General features: G+C 74.0%; 14 protein-coding genes. 7 read left to right on the top strand and 7 right to left on the bottom strand.

Translation table 11 applies throughout. The features are described 5' to 3' along the window. Positions 1-87 precede the first annotated feature (87 nt). Entirely contained in the window at positions 88-2,100 is a 2,013-nt protein-coding gene (locus ACIO92_RS17500) for a hypothetical protein (RefSeq protein ID WP_402281598.1), read from the top strand. A gap of 77 nt (positions 2,101-2,177) precedes the next feature. On the opposite strand, the gene ACIO92_RS17495 is transcribed toward ACIO92_RS17500, so the two are convergent. Next, positions 2,178-3,023, bottom strand: a complete 846-nt coding sequence (locus tag ACIO92_RS17495) for a transglutaminase-like domain-containing protein (RefSeq protein WP_366440138.1) — start codon at positions 3,021-3,023, stop codon at positions 2,178-2,180. After that, on the bottom strand, positions 3,020-4,021 hold the full coding sequence (locus ACIO92_RS17490; protein ID WP_402281600.1) for a GNAT family N-acetyltransferase: 1,002 nt from the start codon (positions 4,019-4,021) through the stop codon (positions 3,020-3,022). Before ACIO92_RS17490 ends, ACIO92_RS17495 begins: the two co-directional genes overlap by 4 nt. A 112-nt stretch (positions 4,022-4,133) precedes the next feature. On the opposite strand from ACIO92_RS17490, the gene fdxA reads away from it, so the two are divergent. Next, entirely contained in the window at positions 4,134-4,454 is a 321-nt protein-coding gene (gene fdxA, locus ACIO92_RS17485; protein WP_351792596.1) for a ferredoxin, read from the top strand. Between the two features lie 85 nt (positions 4,455-4,539). After that, a complete protein-coding gene (gene dapC, locus ACIO92_RS17480; RefSeq protein ID WP_366440140.1) occupies positions 4,540-5,637 on the top strand; it encodes a succinyldiaminopimelate transaminase in 1,098 nt (365 codons plus the stop codon). A gap of 237 nt (positions 5,638-5,874) precedes the next feature. Here the strand turns inward: dapC and ACIO92_RS17475 are convergent, their stop codons facing one another. Together ACIO92_RS17475 and ACIO92_RS17470 are read right to left on the bottom strand one after the other, a co-directional pair. Next, complete coding sequence (locus tag ACIO92_RS17475) at positions 5,875-6,333, bottom strand: ATP-binding protein (RefSeq protein WP_366440141.1); 459 nt, start codon at positions 6,331-6,333, stop codon at positions 5,875-5,877. Between the two features lie 301 nt (positions 6,334-6,634). Beyond that, complete coding sequence (locus tag ACIO92_RS17470) at positions 6,635-7,582, bottom strand: hypothetical protein (protein WP_401242657.1); 948 nt, start codon at positions 7,580-7,582, stop codon at positions 6,635-6,637. Between the two features lie 29 nt (positions 7,583-7,611). Here ACIO92_RS17470 and dapE point away from each other — a divergent pair, with 29 nt between their 5' ends. Together dapE and ACIO92_RS17460 are read left to right on the top strand one after the other, a co-directional pair. Next, positions 7,612-8,706 carry a succinyl-diaminopimelate desuccinylase gene (gene dapE, locus ACIO92_RS17465; protein ID WP_366440143.1) on the top strand — a complete coding sequence of 365 codons (1,095 nt, stop codon included), beginning with the start codon at positions 7,612-7,614 and terminating at the stop codon, positions 8,704-8,706. 128 nt (positions 8,707-8,834) lie between these two features. After that, positions 8,835-9,584, top strand: a complete 750-nt coding sequence (locus ACIO92_RS17460) for a TIGR00730 family Rossman fold protein (RefSeq protein WP_366440144.1) — start codon at positions 8,835-8,837, stop codon at positions 9,582-9,584. A gap of 107 nt (positions 9,585-9,691) precedes the next feature. Here ACIO92_RS17460 and ACIO92_RS17455 read toward each other — a convergent pair whose 3' ends face one another. Next, complete coding sequence (locus ACIO92_RS17455) at positions 9,692-11,989, bottom strand: M9 family metallopeptidase (RefSeq protein ID WP_401242654.1); 2,298 nt, start codon at positions 11,987-11,989, stop codon at positions 9,692-9,694. A 1,246-nt stretch (positions 11,990-13,235) separates the two neighbouring features. Beyond that, positions 13,236-14,096 carry a dihydropteroate synthase gene (gene folP / locus ACIO92_RS17450; RefSeq protein ID WP_366440146.1) on the bottom strand — a complete coding sequence of 287 codons (861 nt, stop codon included), beginning with the start codon at positions 14,094-14,096 and terminating at the stop codon, positions 13,236-13,238. Between the two features lie 102 nt (positions 14,097-14,198). Here folP and ACIO92_RS17445 point away from each other — a divergent pair, with 102 nt between their 5' ends. Both ACIO92_RS17445 and ACIO92_RS17440 read left to right on the top strand, forming a co-directional pair. Continuing rightward, positions 14,199-14,543, top strand: coding sequence for a hypothetical protein (locus tag ACIO92_RS17445; protein ID WP_366440147.1), 345 nt, complete (start codon positions 14,199-14,201; stop codon positions 14,541-14,543). After that, a complete protein-coding gene (locus ACIO92_RS17440; RefSeq protein ID WP_401242648.1) occupies positions 14,540-15,127 on the top strand; it encodes a DNA-3-methyladenine glycosylase I in 588 nt (195 codons plus the stop codon). Before ACIO92_RS17445 ends, ACIO92_RS17440 begins: the two co-directional genes overlap by 4 nt. A 123-nt stretch (positions 15,128-15,250) precedes the next feature. Here the strand turns inward: ACIO92_RS17440 and ACIO92_RS17435 are convergent, their stop codons facing one another. Continuing rightward, complete coding sequence (locus tag ACIO92_RS17435; protein WP_366440149.1) at positions 15,251-16,054, bottom strand: enoyl-CoA hydratase-related protein; 804 nt, start codon at positions 16,052-16,054, stop codon at positions 15,251-15,253. Positions 16,055-16,352 lie beyond the last annotated feature (298 nt).

Here is a 16,352-nt window from a genome sequence, read left to right as displayed (position 1 = left end):
CAGTATCCGTCGCTCCATCCCGCGCGGGACGCGGCGGAGGAGACCGCCGCGTCCGCGCCGCCCGAGGAGCCCAAGACCGAGACGACCTTGACGACCCGCATCCGGATCAACATCCCGGGGTCGCGTCCGATCCCGCCGGTCGTGGTCCGCAAGACGGTCAACGAGGCGCCCGCGCCGGAACCGGCGGCCGAGCCCGTTCCCGCCGTGGAGCCGGAGCCCGAGCCGGTGGCGGCCCCCGAGCCGCCGCACGCCGAGGAGCCGAAGGCCAAGGAGCCCAGCGACTGGTTCGCCCCCCGTAAGGCGGCGCCCCAGACCCCGGCTCCCGTCACGGCTCCCGTCCCGGCCGCCGCTCCCGCCCAGGCCCCGAGGCCCGCTCCGGGCCCCCTCGGGCCGGACACCCAGGGCACGGGCTTCGCGGGCTCGGCGACCTCCGGCGTCCCGACGGTCGGCAGCACCCCGTCGAGCCGCCCGGTCACCTCCGCCCTCCCGGCCCCCGGCAACCCGCTGTACGACAGCGGCACCCCGGCCGGAGGAACCCCGGTGTACGGCGGCACCCCGCAGGGGGGCACGCCCCCGTACGGCGGGACCCCGGCGGGCGGTACGCCGATGTACGACGGCACTCCCGGGTACGACGGCACTCCGGCGGGGGGAACCCCGGTGTACGACGGGACCCCCGCGTACGACGGCACCCCGGCGGGCGGCACCCCGGTGTACGACGGCACCCCGGTGTACGGCGGGACCCCCGCGGGCGGTACGCCCGTGCCCCCCGGCCCCGCTGCCCCCACCGGGCCCACCACCGGGCCGGTCACCGGTACCGCCTCGCTGGGCGTCCCCGGCACCGCCCCCTTCCCGGGCGGCCAGGGCCAGGGCGCGGCTTCCCCGTTCCCCACCGCCCCCGGCGGCACCGCCCCGCGCCTCTCCGACGACACCGCGATCCTGACCCCGCAGATCCCCGCACCGGTGCCGGGCACCGGCCCCGGCCAGGGCGGCGGCGCGGGCCGCGTCTCCGGGGACACGCTCACCAGCGGCATCCCGGTCGTCCCGCCGAAGGCGGCCCGGCCGAACCTCACCCCGCGCATCGAGGAGACGGCGGCGCCCGCCCCGGCCCCCGCGCCCGCCCCGCGCCCGGCGGCGTCCGCCGCACCGGCGAAGAAGGGACGCTCCAAGCTGGTCCTCCTCGCCGTCGCCGTCCTCGGCCTCGCGGGGGTCGCCTACGGCGCCGGACTGCTGCTCAACCACTCCGACGTGCCCAAGGGCACCACGGTCCTCGGGGTGGACATCGGCGGCGGTACGAAGGAGGAGGCCGTCAACACGCTGGAAGCGGCCCTGGGCAAGCGGGCCCGCACCCCGCTCCGGCTCGACATCGGCGGCGACAAGGTCCAGCTCGCCCCGGACAAGGCCGGTCTGGCGCTGGACAGCCAGGAGACCGTCAGGGGCGCCGCGGGCAGCGACTACAACCCGGTGTCGGTGATCGGCTCCCTCTTCGGCGGCGAGCGGGTCGCCAGCCCGGTCCTCCCCGTCGACGAGGAGAAGCTCGCGGTCGCGCTGTCCGACCTCGCGGGCTCGGCCGCCTCGGCGACCGACGGCACGATCCTCTTCTCCCCCGGCAAGATCACACCGGTCGAGGGCAAGCCCGGCAAGGGCCTCGACGTACGGCTCTCGATGATCTCCGTACGGGACGCGTTCCGCGCCCAGGTGGAGACCGGCCGGTCCACGGTGGTCGTGCTGCCGGTCACGGTCCGTCAGCCGAGCATCTCCAAGGAGGAGCTGGACCGGGCCATGCGGGAGTTCGCCGAGCCCGCCATGTCCGGCCGCATCACGATCATCGCGGGCGGCAAGCAGATCCAGTTCGGCCCGACGCGCTCGCTGCCGCAGATCCTCTCGATGAAGGCCGTCGACGGGCGTCTGGTCGAGGTCTACGACAAGAAGGCGATCGAGCGGCTCCTCGACGGCGCCTTCGACGGGATCATGATCACCAAGGGCGACGGCACCAAGCACCAGGTGTCCGCCGACGACGTGGCCTTCGTGATGCGCGACGCCCTCCTGGGCAGGACCGAGGCGGAGCGGACGAAGACGATCGACCTCAGCGGCGAGGGCTGAGGGTCCCTCCGCGAGCCGCCCCGGGCCCCCGTCCGACCCCTGTCGGCCGGGGGCCCGGCGCGTACGGCCCGGAGGCCTCAGTTGAGCCGGGCGCGGGCCGCGCGGGCGCGCAGCCGGATCGTGGCGGCGGCCTCGGGGTCCACCGCGTCCATCACCCGCGCGTAGGTCTCCATCTCGGCCGCCCCGGTGAGGAAGTCACCGCGCCGGACGAGCAGCTCGGCGCGTTCCTGACGGAGGCGGGCCGGGTGGGAGGGCAGCAGCAGGGCGAGCTCCACCGCCCACAGGGCGACGTCGGAGCGTTCGGGGCGGGGGGCCGCCCAGGCGCGGATGTTGTTGAGGACGCGCAGCGCGATCGCCCCCGGTTCGGCGGGCCGCAGCATCGAGCGGTCGAGGGCCTCGCCGGTCGCACCCGCCACCAGGAGTTCGGCGTCGGTCCCGGTCATGGCCCGGCCGCCCGCGAACGGATCGGCGAGGTCCAGATCGGCCGGGTCGCCGAAGCCCACCACGAAGTGGCCCGGAAGCCCGAGCCCGTACACGGGGGCACCGGCCCGCCGGGCGACCTCCATCCAGACCACGGACAGCAGGATCGGCAGCCCGCGGTGGCGCCGGAGCACCTCGTGGAGCAGGGAGGACTCCAGCCGCTGGTAGTCGGAGGGGACGCCGACGAAGCCCTCGCGGTCGCCGAGGAGCGCGGCGAGGGTGCCGGTCCAGTCGCCGGTGACCCGGGTCGCGTACGGGACGAGCCCGGCGAGCCGGTCGAGTTCGATCTCGGCCCCGTTCAGGTCGTGCCGGGTCACGGAAGGGTCGGCGACCGCCCCGATCAGCAGGCAGAGCCGGGCCAGGTCGGGCCGTTCGGAGCGGGCCTCCTCGGCGAACTCCCGCCGCCAGTCCGGCGGGTCCTGCGGGGCCGCGTCCGGCGTCACGCCGCCGCCCACCGGTAGTGGTGGTAGTGGTGGTGGGGGGCGAAGCCGAGCCCGTCGTAGAGGGCGCGCGCCCCGTCGTTGTCCGCCTCCACCTGGAGCCAGGCGGCCGACACGCCCTCGTCGAGGGCCTGTCGGGCGAGGGCGGCCATGACGGCGGTCGCCAGCCCCCGGCGCCGCTGCTCCGGATCGACCTCGACGGCCATGAACCCGGCCCAGCGTCCGTCGACGACGCACCGGCCGATGGCCGCGGGCACCTCCCCGGGGCCGGGTACGGACGCGAACCAGGTGCTGGGACCCGAGGCGAGGACCGCGCGCACCGCGGGACCCGGCTCGCCGGAGCGCTGGTAGCGGCGGAGCCAGGGGTCGTCGACGGCGCGGGAGAGACGGACGGCGGACACGTCGGCGTCGAGGTCCCCGATCGGGGCGAGGGCCCCGGTCCGCACCTCGGCGGAGACCTCACGGCGCCAGCCGAGCCGGTCGAGTTCGGCGCAGAGCATTTCCTGGGTGCCCTCGGCGCCGGTGGCGGTCTGGACGTACGCGGGGAGTCCCCGGGCCGCGTACCAGGCGCGCGTGTGCTCCAGGGCCTCCTCCACGGGCCGCCCGGGATCGCCCAGCGGGAGCAGGGAGTTGGCGCGGCGGGTGAAGCCGTCGGCGGCCCGCAGGGTCCACTCGCCGAGGGCCTCGCTCTCGACCGGCAGCCATGCGCGCGCGGTGGCCCGCGCGAGTTCGGCGAAGGTGGCCGAGGGGCCCCGGCGGCGGGCCGGGGCGGCGGGGACGAGCTTTCCGGCGACCAGCGAGGATTCCGCGATCCGGACGCTCTCGCCGCTCTTTCGTGTGATCAGCAGCACAGCGTCGTCCCATGATGTGAGAACTCCGACCGCGTCGGTGAACCTGGCGCCCGGCTCGGGGTGCTCCGTCACGTACCGAACGGAGACACGCTTTCCCACGTCAATGCTGGTAATTCGGACCTCAAGACGTCCGTCGCCGGTGAATTCCACAGCTTCTCCGCCCCTCCTGTTCGGATCGCCCCCGAGAACGGAGATACTAGGTGCGGGCATCGACGACGCCGCGCTCCCGCGCAGACCAGCCCTATCGAGGAGGAACGACAGCGTGACCTACGTCATCGCGCAGCCTTGTGTCGACGTGAAGGACAAGGCGTGCATCGAGGAGTGCCCCGTCGACTGCATCTACGAGGGCAAGCGGTCCTTGTACATCCACCCGGACGAATGCGTCGACTGCGGGGCCTGTGAGCCGGTCTGCCCGGTCGAGGCGATCTTCTACGAGGACGACACCCCGGAGGAGTGGAAGGAGTACTACAAGGCGAACGTCGAGTTCTTCGACGAGCTCGGTTCGCCCGGTGGTGCCTCCAAGCTCGGTGAGATCGAGCGGGACCACCCCTTCATCGCCGCCCTGCCGCCGCAGAACGGCTGATCGACCGCATCCGGTCCCGTACGGCGTCGGCCGCCGTGCGGGACCGAGGCGTTTCTCCGTACGTACAGGAAGTGAGAGCGAACCCGTGAGCGCAGTCTCTTCGCGCCTGCCCGTCTTCCCCTGGGACAAGCTGGAGCCGTACAAGAAGACGGCCCTGGCGCACCCGGACGGGATCGTGGACCTGTCGGTGGGCACGCCCGTCGACCCGGTTCCCGCGCTGATCCAGGAGGCCCTGGTGGCGGCGGCGGACTCGCCGGGCTATCCGACGGTGTGGGGCACGAAGGAGCTGCGGGACGCGCTGACCGGCTGGTGCGGCCGTCGGCTCGGCGCGGTGGGCCTCGTCCACGAGAACGTGCTGCCGGTGGTCGGCTCCAAGGAACTGGTGGCGTGGCTGCCGACGCAGCTGGGACTCGGCGCCGGGGACGAGGTCGCGTACCCGCGCCTCGCCTACCCGACCTACGAGGTCGGCGCGCGGCTCTGCGGGGCGACGCCCGTCGTCTACGACGACCCGGTGGCCGACCTGGACCCGGCCCGGGTCAGGCTGCTCTGGCTCAACTCCCCGTCCAACCCGACCGGGAAGGTCCTCGGCAAGGAGGAGCTGACCCGGATCGTGGCCTGGGCGCGCGAGCACGGCGTGCTGGTCTTCTCCGACGAGTGCTACCTGGAGCTGGGCTGGGAGGCCGAGCCGGTCTCCGTCCTGCACCCGGACGTCTGCGGCGGCTCGTACGAGGGGATCGTCGCCGTCCACTCGCTGTCCAAGCGCTCCAACCTGGCCGGATACCGGGCGGCGTTCGCCGCGGGCGACGCGGCGGTGCTCGGCGAGCTGCTCCTGATCCGCAAGCACGGCGGCATGATGACGGCGGCCCCGGTGCAGGCTGCGACGGTCGCGGCGCTCGGTGACGACGCGCACGTGGCCGAGCAGCGGGAGCGGTACGCGGCCCGGCGGGCGGCGCTGCGGGGGGCCCTGGAGGCGCACGGCTTCCGGATCGAGCACAGCGAGGCGAGCCTGTACCTGTGGGCGAGCCGGGACGAGCCGTGCTGGGACACCGTGGCGTACCTGGCGGAGAAGGGCGTCCTGGTGGCGCCCGGCGACTTCTACGGCGAGGCGGGGGAGCGGTTCGTGCGGGTCGCGTTCACGGCGACGGACGAGCGCGTGGCGGCGGCCGTCGAGCGACTGGGCTGACCCGCGGGGGGCGCGGCCCCGCCGGGCCCCGGCAGGGACCTCGCGGCGCCCTCCGGGGCCCCGGGGCCCCTCGGGGTCCCGGCCTCGCTCCGTGCCCCGGACAGCGCTGAGGGCCCGGGGAGCACATGCTCCCCGGGCCCTCAGCGGTTCCCGGGTGCGGTCCGCGCCGTCGTCGGCCGCGGCGCGGACGCCCCCGGTGGTTCAGCCGGTGGTCCAGCCGGTCGTGGGGCCGGTGGTTCAGCCGATCGGGAGGCCGCCGAGGGTCTGGCCGGTGGGCAGGTTGCCGAGGCCGCCGCCCAGCGCGCCGCCGGTCGGGCCCTCGGCGCTCTCCGCCGCGGCGCCCGCCGTCTTGCCGATGACCTCGCCCGCGCTGCCCGCGGTGTCGCCCGCGACCTTCTGGGCGACCGGGGTGGCGGTGCGGCCCGCCGTGCCGACGGCCTTGCCCGCGGCGGGGACGGCGGTGCCGACGGCCTGGGCGCCGGTGGCGCCGACGACACCGGTCGCGGTCTGCGCGGCGGTGTCCACGGCGGTACCGGCACCGGCGGTGTCCAGGGCGGTGAGGCCGCCGAGCGCGCCGGTCGGCGAGAGGTTCTGGTCCAGGGCGCTCGCGGAGCCGGCCGCACCGACCACGGGGGCCGCTCCGGCCGCGATCAGGAGGGCGACGCGGGCGATCCGGCGGGTCATGGGGAGGGACATGGTGCTCCTTCGACGAGGTGCGAGGTGGTGCTCGGTCGCACTGACAACCGGCTCTGGGGCGGGTGAGGTTGCGGAGGCCGAAGGTAAAGAATTGGCAATGCGTCGTATTGTCGGGTGGGGAGGAAGGTGGACGAACACGTCATTGCGCGGCCAGTTGGCGAACCGTCACTTCCCTTCTGTCCCAAGGGGATTGGGCAGTCGGGGCGCACGCCGTGAAAAGCGGCTCGGAAACGTGGTGAATTTCTTCCGGCCCACCCCGCGTCCATGCCGCGCCCGAGTGAACCACCGTACGGATGACCGATTAGGGAGCGAGTCGTACGCGGACCGATTCCCCGTCCGTGGCGAGCGCCCCGGACACCTTCGACCAGCCGCCGCGGGCCTCGCCCGCGCGCCACGAACGGTCCCCGAAGGTCACCTCGGTGAGGCGCAGCGTCCCCGCCCGCGCCACCGCCCACTGCGCCAGCTCCCAGCCGCGCCGCTCGTCCTCCCCGGCGCCCGGCGCGGCCTCCGCGCCCCGCGCCGCGCGCACCGGCACCAGCAGGACCGGCGGCCCGGCCGCCGACCGGCCCGCGCCGGGACCGCCCGTCACCGTCTCCGGCGCCGCGCCCTTCCCGAACGCCCGCACCAGCTCCGCCCGCACCAGCTCCGGATCGCCCGGCACCCCGTCCGGGTCGCCCGTCGTACAGGACAGCGCGGCGGGGGAGCGGCCGGTCAGCGCCGCCGCGAGCAGCGCCGCGTCCGGCTCGTGCTTCGCGTACGCCTGCGGGAAGCCGCTCTTCTGCACCTTCTGCGCCGCCACCGTCAGCGGCAGCCGCGAGTACCCCGGGACCTTCTCCAGGCCCGCGTAGAACCTCTCCGACGCGTACACCGGGTCCAGGATCTGCGCGGGCGTCCCCCAGCCCATCGAGGGCCGCTGCTGGAAGAGCCCGAGCGAGTCCCGGTCGCCGTGCTCGATGTTGCGCAGCGCCGACTCCTGGAGCGCGGTCGCCAGCGCGATCGTCACCGCCCGCTCCGGCAGCCCCCGGCCGGTGCCGACGGCCGCGATGGTCGCCGCGTTCGACGCCTGGTCCGGGGTGAACGTGTACCGGTTGTCCCCGCTGCCGACGGCGCACCGGGGCGTCCCTCTGCTCCCCGTCACCTGATGGAAGGCCACGTAGGAGGCGAGGCCGAGGAGCGCGGCGAGGGCGGCCGCCGAGCGGGCGAGGCGGCTGCGACGGGCGGGGCGGGTGGGGTCGGACACGGGGCCCACCGTACTGGAGGCCGCGTTAGGGTCGGCACATGGCAGACATCACCGCGCACGGCGGCATCCTCGACCTGTCCCAGGACGGAGCCGTGCTCACCGCGGCCCTCGTCGACCTCCCGTCCGTCAGCGGGACCGAGCAGTCGCTCGCGGACGCGATCGAGCGGGCCCTGCGCACCCTGCCGCACCTCACGGTGGACCGGTACGGCAACAACGTCGTCGCCCGGACGCGCCTCGGCCGCTCCGAGCGGGTCGTCCTCGCCGGCCACATCGACACCGTGCCGATCGCGGACAACGTGCCCTCGCGCCTCGACGGGAACGGCGTCCTGTGGGGCTGCGGCACCACCGACATGAAGTCCGGGGTCGCCGTCCAGCTGCGGATCGCCGCCACCGTCCCCGCTCCCAACCGCGACCTCACGTTCGTCTTCTACGACAACGAGGAGGTCGCCGCCGACCTCAACGGCCTCGGGAAGATCGCCGCCGCGCACCCCGAGTGGCTGGAGGGCGACTTCGCGGTCCTCCTGGAACCCTCCGACGCCCAGGTCGAGGGCGGCTGCCAGGGGACCCTGCGGGTGATCCTGCACACGGCGGGCGAGCGCGCCCACTCCGCGCGCTCCTGGATGGGTTCCAACGCCATCCACACCGCCGCCCCGATCCTCGCCCGCCTCGCCTCGTACGAGCCGCGCAGGCCCGTCATCGACGGCCTGGAGTACCACGAGGGCCTGAACGCGGTCGCGATCGAGGGCGGTGTCGCCACCAACGTCATCCCCGACGCCTGCGCGGTCACGGTCAACTACCGGTACGCCCCGGACCGCTCCCCGGCCGAGGCCCTGGCGCACGTCCGGGAGGTCTTCGCCGACTGCGACATCGCCGACCTCGTCGTGGACGACGAGAGCCCCGGCGCGCTGCCGGGCCTCTCCCACCCGGCGGCCGAGGCGTTCATGAAGGCCGTCGGCGGCAGCGCCCAGCCCAAGTTCGGCTGGACCGACGTGTCCCGTTTCAGCGCCCTGGGCGTGCCCGCCGTCAACTACGGCCCCGGTGACCCCATCTACGCGCACAAGCGGGACGAGCACGTCGTCGTGGACCGGATCCACCACTGCGAGGCGCGGCTCCGCGAGTGGCTGACCGCCTGACCGTCCGATTTCCGTGGTCCCGACTTCCGTAATTTCGTGTTTCGTCACCTCTGTGGTCCTACGCTGACCGGACCAGAAGATCAGCCGGCGGCCGGAAGCGGGCCGCCGATCGGCGGAGGGAGCAGGCCATGGGCATTCCCGAGGGAATGGCGAAGCCCGAGGAGCAGCGACTCGGACCGGTGCTGAGGCGGCGGGAGCAGGTCCAGCCGGGCACCACGGACCAGCGGCTGCTCGACACCGAGGGCGACTCGGCGTGGGTGCACACCGACCCCTGGCGGGTCATGCGCATCCAGTCCGAGTTCGTCGAGGGCTTCGGGGCGCTGGCCGAACTGCCGAGCGCCATCAGCGTCTTCGGCTCGGCCCGTACGAAGCAGGACTCGCCGGAGTACGAGTCGGGCGTCCGGATCGGCCGGGCGCTCGCCGATGCCGGTTTCGCGGTCATCACCGGCGGTGGTCCGGGCGCCATGGAGGCGGCGAACAAGGGGGCCAGGGAGGCCAAGGGCGTCTCGGTCGGCCTCGGCATCGAGCTGCCCTTCGAGCAGGGGCTCAACCAGCACGTCGACATCGGCGTGAACTTCCGCTACTTCTTCGTCCGCAAGACGATGTTCGTGAAGTACGCGCAGGGCTTCGTGGTCCTGCCCGGCGGCCTCGGCACCCTCGACGAACTGTTCGAGGCGCTGACCCTGGTCCAGACCCGCAAGGTCACCCGCTTCCCGATCGTCCTCTTCGGCACGGAGTACTGGAAGGGGCTCGTCGACTGGCTGCGTGACACGGTCGTCGCGGGCGGCAAGGCGTCCGAGCGGGACCTGCTGCTCTTCCACCTCACGGACGACGTGGACGAGGCGGTCAGGCTGGTGACGAAGGAGGTCGGCCGCTAGGCCGTGCCCCGGGGTGAGGAACGCGGGCCGCCCCGCCCCCGTGTCGTACGGGGGCGGGGCGGCCTTTCCACGGGTCGGGCCGGGCCGGGCGGTGGCCCGGTCCCGGGTCAGTACTGGACGGAGACGCTCGCTCCCGCGAAGGTCTCCTTGGCGTGCAGGCTGATGTAGACGTAGCCGGTGGGCGGGTTGTTCACCGTCAGGGTCTCGGTGTTGCCGGACTGGACCGAACGGCTGGTGTACGAGCCGGTGGTGGCCCAGCTCGACGCGTTGTAGTAGAGGTCGGCGTCACCGGTGCCACCGGCGGTGGTGATCGTCAGCTGCCGGGTCCCGGCCGGGACGTACAGGTAGTGGTACGCGTAGTTGGCGACGGTCGCCGACAGGTTGCCGCGCGAGCAGTTCTGGCCCAGCTGGCGCGGGTCGGCGCCGGGGCACTCGGGCAGCGACGGGCCGGGGCCCGGGTCCGGGTTGGTGGCGCAGGCACCGGCGGCGCAGCTCGTCAGCCAGGCGTCGAAGTCGGCGTCGTAGCGGGTGCCGATGGTGGTCTTCAGGAGGGTGCGGGCACCGTTCCAGTCGCCGGTGCGGTACTTGGCGAGCACGGCGTCCACGTCGGCGCGGTGCTTCTCCGTCATGTAGCGCACGGCGAGGTAGCCCCAGCGGTAGGTGCGCTCGGTGTCGGTGTTCTGGTAGGTGGTGTCGAAGAGGGTGCTCAGGGAGTAGGTGTGGCGCCCGGCGGCGGCGATGGCCGCGTCGTAGGGGAGCTTGCGGTAGGAGTAGGAGACGTACTCGGCGAAGCCCTCGATCCACCAGATGGTCGGGGTGGACACGCCCGCGTCGAAGTCGCCGTACATGTTGAAGCGGCCGTCGAGGTAGTGCGTGTACTCGTGGTTCAGGTTCCACACCTGGAAGTCGGGCCGCACGCGGGTGTCCTCGTAGGCGAGGAAGCGGGGCTGGTTGCCCGGGGTGGCCGGGTTGCCCTCCAGGTACATGCCGCCGTTGTTCGTGTCGATGCCGTAGATGGCGGCGGCGAACACCTGGTAGTCGAAGCTGGTGTCGAAGACGACGACCTCGATGGTGGTGTTGAGGTCGTCGGCGACGGGACCCCGGTCACGGGCGACGGCGTGGAAGAACGCGTCCTGCTTCTGGAGGCTGCCGCAGGCCGACGCGAGGTTGTCGGCGGTCACCTGCTGGGCCAGCACCTTGATGGAGGGGCTGCAGGTGTGGCTGATCGTCAGGATGCCCGCGCGCAGCCGGGCGACGGAGTCGGCGGTGCCGTAGTCGGCGGCGTGCGCGGGGTCGTACGCCTCGACCATCTCGGAGACGGCGGCCCACAGGTAGGCGGGGGTGCCGCTCGGGGCGCTCTGGTCCGCGAGCTGGCGCATCAGCGGCTTGAGCTTGGGCAGGAGGGCCGGGTACTGGAGGAAACGGCCCAGCTCGCGGGCGCCGTTGTACGGCAGGTAGCCGTGGTCGCCGCCGAAGAGCGCCTTGTTGCGGGAGACGAAGGAGTACAGGTTGTCGAGCAGGCTCGGGTCGGCCTGGACGGCGGCGGGGAAGCCGCTGGTCTGGTGGCCGCGGAAGAGCACGGTGAAGACGTTGTTGACGGCGCCGGGCATCCCCGCCACGGAGTTGTAGGTGCCCGCGTCGTAGGCGTTCAGGAGCCGCTTCACGACCGGCAGGTAGCGGACGTTCTCCTGGGCGCTGTCGATCAGGGTGACGGTCTCGCCGAGGGTGCCCGCGTTGGCGGTGGTGACGTCCTTGGACCGGGCGTTGGCGAAGAAGCCGTCGAGGCCGCCCCGGATCGCGGTCTGCAGGGTCGGGCCGTAGGAGCCGACGTCCGCCGAGTGGTACCACTGGACGTAGTAACCGGCGCGCAGGAACAGCACCAGCTGGTAGGTCGAGGTGCTGTTGTCGCCGGGGTAGGTGACGGTGTTGTCGCGGAGCGCGTTGGCGACGGTCGTCATCTGCGCCTCGCGGAAGGCGCCGTAGGCGTCGCCGCCGGTGAGGGCGAACAGCTGGTTGACACAGCCGGGTTCGGCGGACTTGATCTGCTGCACCAGGGCGCTGCCGGTCCGGCCGGTGAAGTCGCTGACGTTGCAGGCGGCGGCGGTCAGGGACCGGGAGGCGGAGAGCCGGGCGGTGGCGGCGGGGCTGGCCGGCGGAAGGTACGGGGTCCGCTCGGCGGCGGCGACGGACCCGGTCGTCCGGTCGGCCTCGCGGGTCTCCGGGGCGAGGTCCGGCGCGGGCCGGGGCGCGGACCGTTCCGCGCTCGGCGCGACGGGGGCGGGGGCGGGGCTCGGGGTGGCGGCCTGGCTGAGCGGCGCGAGCAGTCCGAGCGCCAGACAGGACGTGACGGTGGCGGTCAGGAGCCGTACGCGGTACGGCAGTCCCGATATCCGGGCGGATTTCACCTAGGCCTCCAGGCCTTGCTCGGCCGCGTGGGTGGCGCGGCCGGACACAGTGGGGGATTGATTGATGATGCTCCGTCAAATTGGGGCGGAACGTGGGTACAATTTCACACGTCACATGGCTGTGGGAAGGGTCCGGACGGAAACCCGCGGCACCGTCCGTGCCGCGACGGGGTGGCGAGAAATCACCGCCCGAGCCCCCTCGCTGATGGGGCCGGGTGCGAGCCCCCGGAAGACCCCGGCGCGACCCATGGGAAAAGATGAGTAAAGAGCCCGCCGACATCGAAACGCCTCTGGATCAGGGGCCCTTGACGGGCTTCGGGGGATGCGTGCGCGGTCTGCGCCCAGGGGTGGGGGCGGGCGGGCTCGCCCGGGGACCGGGTCGGGCTGAGCCCGGGGCGGCGCTCGTGGCGCGGCGCCCGGCCGTGCCCGCCCGCGTCCGGGACGGGCGTGCGGTCCGAACCGTGGCCCGGGGTGCGCCTGCCGTGTCCGGGCTCGTGCTCGCGGGGGGCGATGTCGTGCCTGCCGGGCGGGGCCGCGTGCGCCGGGGCGGGGCCGGGGCCGCTGAGGAGGGGGAAGGCCGCGCCTGCCGGGGCCTTCCCCGGGATGTGCTCGGTGGTGAGGCCGCGTTCCCCGGGCCGGTCCGGCCGTGCCCGGGGTCGCGCTCACGGGGGGGCCGGGCCGGGGCCCTGCCCGCCGGGCCGTACGGGCACGGGCGCGGCGGGTCCCGGGGCCGTACGGGCACGGGCTGGAGGCGCCGGAACCGGCGTCGTCGACCGACGCGGTCGGAACCGGCGCCGTCGACCGACGCGACGCCCCGCCGGGGACCAGCCGCACCCCCTCAGGGACCGTGCATCCCCTCAGGGACCGTGCATCCCCTCGGGGTCCGCGCACCCCTTCAAGGCCCGTGCATCCCCTCGGGGTCCGCGCACCCCTTCAAGGCCCGCGCACCCCTTCAAGGCCCGCGCATCCCCTCGGGGTCCGCGCACCCCTTCAAGGCCGCGCATCCTCAGGAACGGCCGCACCTCGCCACGGACCGTCCGGACCCCGCCAGGCGTCGTCCACGCGCTGTCTTGGATCACCCGCACCCGGCCGGGCGCCGCACCGCCCCTGCCGCAGCCACGGTCACCGCGCCGGGCGCCGCACCGCTCCTGCCGTAGCCACGGTCACCGCGCCGGGCGCCGCACCGCTCCCGCCGCAGCCGCGGCCCCGCCGCGCGAGGCGCCGACCGCCCCGCCGCAGACCCCCGCTACGCCAGACCCCGGCGGGCCACCGACGGTGGGCGGTGGCCCGCGATCGAGGCCACCATGTCCAGGACCTGCTTCGTCTCCGCCACCTCGTGGACCCGGTACACCTGGGCGCCCAGCCACGCCGAGACGGCGGTGGTCGCCAGGGTCCCCAGGACCCGTTCCTTCACCGGCCGGTCCAGCGTCTCCCCGACGAAGTCCTTGTTCGACAGGGACACCAGCACCGGCCAGCCCGTCGCCGTCATCTCCCCCAGCCGCCGGGTCGCCTCCAGGCTGTGCCGGGTGTTCTTCCCGAAGTCGTGCCCCGGATCGATCATGATCGCGTCCCGGCGCACCCCGAGCGCCGCCGCGCGCTCCGCCAGACCCACCGTGACGCGCAGGACGTCGGCCATCACGTCCTCGTACGCCACCCGGTGCGGCCGCGTCCTCGGCTCCGCGCCTCCCGCGTGCGTGCACACCAGGCCCGCGCCGTACTTCGCGGCGACCTCGGCGAGGCCCGGGTCCACCCCGCCCCACGCGTCGTTCAAGACGTCCGCCCCCGCCTCGCAGACCGCCTCGCCGACCTCCGCCCGCCAGGTGTCCACGCTGATGACCACATCGGGATGGCGGCGCCGGACCTCGGCGACGAAACCGACCGTGCGCCGCGCCTCCTCCTCGGCCGTCACCTCCTCGCCGGGGCCCGCCTTCACCCCGCCGATGTCGACGATCGCCGCGCCCTCGGCCACGGCCCGCTCTACCCGCGCGAGCGCGGGCTCGTCCAGGAAGGTCGCGCCCTGGTCGTAGAAGGAGTCCGGGGTCCGGTTCACGATCGCCATGATCACCGGCTCGTGCGGCCCGAATTCACGCCGTCCCAAGCGCAGCATCCCTTTTGTCCTCCCTCGTGTCCGTTCGCCTGCGACCCTAGCCGCCGGTGGCACGTGGCACGATCGGCACGGGACGTTTTCCACTCCGGGGAGAGGCGCGCAGTGTTCTGGTTTCTGCTCATCACGATGGTCGTGGTCGTGGCCGCGGTGACCCTCGCCGTGATCGGCGGCGGCGACAGCGAGGTGCTGCCCGAGGTGGCGCCCGAGCAGCTCGTCGACCCGCTCCCGGTCAGCCGCCCGGTCGACCGCGCCGACGTCGAGGCGCTCCGCCTCCCCGTCGGGCTGCGGGGCTATCGCATGGCGGACGTGGACGACGTCCTCGTCCGTCTCGGCGCCGAGCTGGCCGAGCGGGACGCCCGGATCGCCGAGCTGGAGGAGGCGCTGACCGGCGCCTCCGCCACGCGGGCCGAGGGCGCGGAGCGCGCCGGGGAAGAGGGGGCCGCGTGAGCGCCTCCGGGGCGGTGCCCGGTCCCGACGGGCTGCTCCGCTGCCCCTGGGGCCTGTCGGCCGAGGACTATCTGGCGTACCACGACGAGGAGTGGGGCCGCCCGGTCCACGGCGACGACGCGCTCTTCGAGCGGCTCTGCCTGGAGGCGTTCCAGTCGGGTCTCTCGTGGATCACGATCCTGCGCCGCCGGGAGGGCTTCCGCACCGCCTTCGAGGGCTTCCGGATCGCCTCCGTCGCGGCCTTCGGGGACGCGGACCGCGAGCGGCTGCTCCAGGACGAGGGCATCATCCGCAACCGCGCCAAGATCGACGCGACCCTCGCCAACGCCCGGCTGCTCGCGGGCTGGTCCCCGGGCGAGCTCGACGGTCTGATCTGGTCGTACGCCCCCGATCCGGTGGACCGCCCGGCCCCGCGCACGGTCGCCGACGTCCCGGCGGTCACGGACGGGTCGACGGCCCTGTCGAAGGCGCTCAAGAAGCGCGGTGTGCGGTTCGTCGGCCCGACGACGGCCTACGCCCTGATGCAGGCGTGCGGGCTCGTCGACGACCATGTGGCGGACTGCGTGGCCCGCGGCGGGAAGTGACCCCGGGGCGGGCACGGACCCCCTGACGGGAACCGGCCCCGGGCCGCCCGAGTCCGCCCGGTGGCCCGGTGGCCCGGTGGCCCGGTGGCCCGGTGGCCCGGTGGCCCGGTGGCCCGGTCGCGGTCAGCGGCCCAGGTACGTCGGCTTCTCCTTGGCCACGAAGGCGCGGACCGCGATCGTGTGGTCGGCCGAGGCCCCGGCCAGGTTCTGCAGCTCCTCCTCCTTCTCCAGCGTCTCGGCGAGCGAGTGGGCCGCGCCGAAGGCCAGGGACTCCTTCAGGGCCGCGTACGCCACCGTCGGGCCCTCCGCCAGCCGCCGGGCCACCTTCCCCGCCTCGGCGGCGAGGTCGGCGGCCGGGACGAGCCGGTTCACGATGCCCAGCTCGTACGCCTCGGAGGCACTGATCGAGCGGGGGAAGAACAGCAGGTCGGCCGCCCGGCTCGGGCCGATCAGCCGGGGCAGCGTCCAGGAGACGCCCGAGTCGGCGGTGAGCGCGACCCCGGCGAACGCGGTGTTGAACGAGGCGGTCTCCGCGACCACCCGGAAGTCCGCCGCGAGCGCGAAGCCGAAACCGGCCCCGGCCGCGACCCCGTTCACCGCCGCCACCACCGGCTTCCGCATCCCCGCGAGGGCCCGGGTGATCGGGTTGTAGTGCTCGCGGACCGTGCTCATGGTCTCCCGCGTGCCGTTCTCCGCGTCCGCCGCGAGCAGACCCACGTGCTCCTTCAGGTCCTGGCCCACACAGAACGCCCGGTCACCGGCCGCGGTCAGCAGCACCGCCCGTACGGCGGCGTCGGCGGCGGCCGTCTCCACCGCCTCCCGGAGGGCGACCTTCGCCGCCACGTTCATGGCGTTCATGGCCTCGGGGCGGTTGAGCGTGATGGTGGCGAGTCCCTCGCTCACCTCGTACAGCACCGTGTCGGCCATCGGTATCCCTTCGCCTCATCGCGTCGTTGACCCGCCCAGCATGGCGGACATCACCCGCACCGCCCATGTGAGCTGCGTCAATCCGACCGGCTTCCGGAGGCCCGCAGCCGGAAGCCGAGCGGCGGAGTATCGCAGGCCGATCGCCGAATTGTGGGGTTTTGCGAGCGCGCGTTGCGCAAGCGATGCCGATGGATGTTGGTCATCGGGTGCTGCCATGCGGGATAATGACCTGGAAGCAATGTGTTCGAAGCCGGAGACGTGCTCCAGGTCATGGAGCTGCCCGGCCGACGATGAGCTG

The sequence above is a fragment of the Streptomyces sp. NPDC087215 genome (genome assembly GCF_044744885.1).
In the GTDB taxonomy this organism is placed as follows: Bacteria; Actinomycetota; Actinomycetes; order Streptomycetales; family Streptomycetaceae; genus Streptomyces.
This window is presented reverse-complemented; position numbering and strand designations above follow the sequence as displayed.

What these genes read in the sequence shown, in the direction of transcription:
- dapE (WP_366440143.1), top strand. Translation starts at nt 7,612, where the DNA reads ATGGCAGACATCACCGCGCACGGCGGCATCCTCGACCTGTCCCAGGAC.
- folP (WP_366440146.1), bottom strand. Translation starts at nt 14,096, where the DNA reads ATGCTGCGCTTGGGACGGCGTGAATTCGGGCCGCACGAGCCGGTGATC.
- ACIO92_RS17475 (WP_366440141.1), bottom strand. Translation starts at nt 6,333, where the DNA reads ATGTCCCTCCCCATGACCCGCCGGATCGCCCGCGTCGCCCTCCTGATC.
- ACIO92_RS17460 (WP_366440144.1), top strand. Translation starts at nt 8,835, where the DNA reads ATGGGCATTCCCGAGGGAATGGCGAAGCCCGAGGAGCAGCGACTCGGA.
- ACIO92_RS17435 (WP_366440149.1), bottom strand. Translation starts at nt 16,054, where the DNA reads ATGGCCGACACGGTGCTGTACGAGGTGAGCGAGGGACTCGCCACCATC.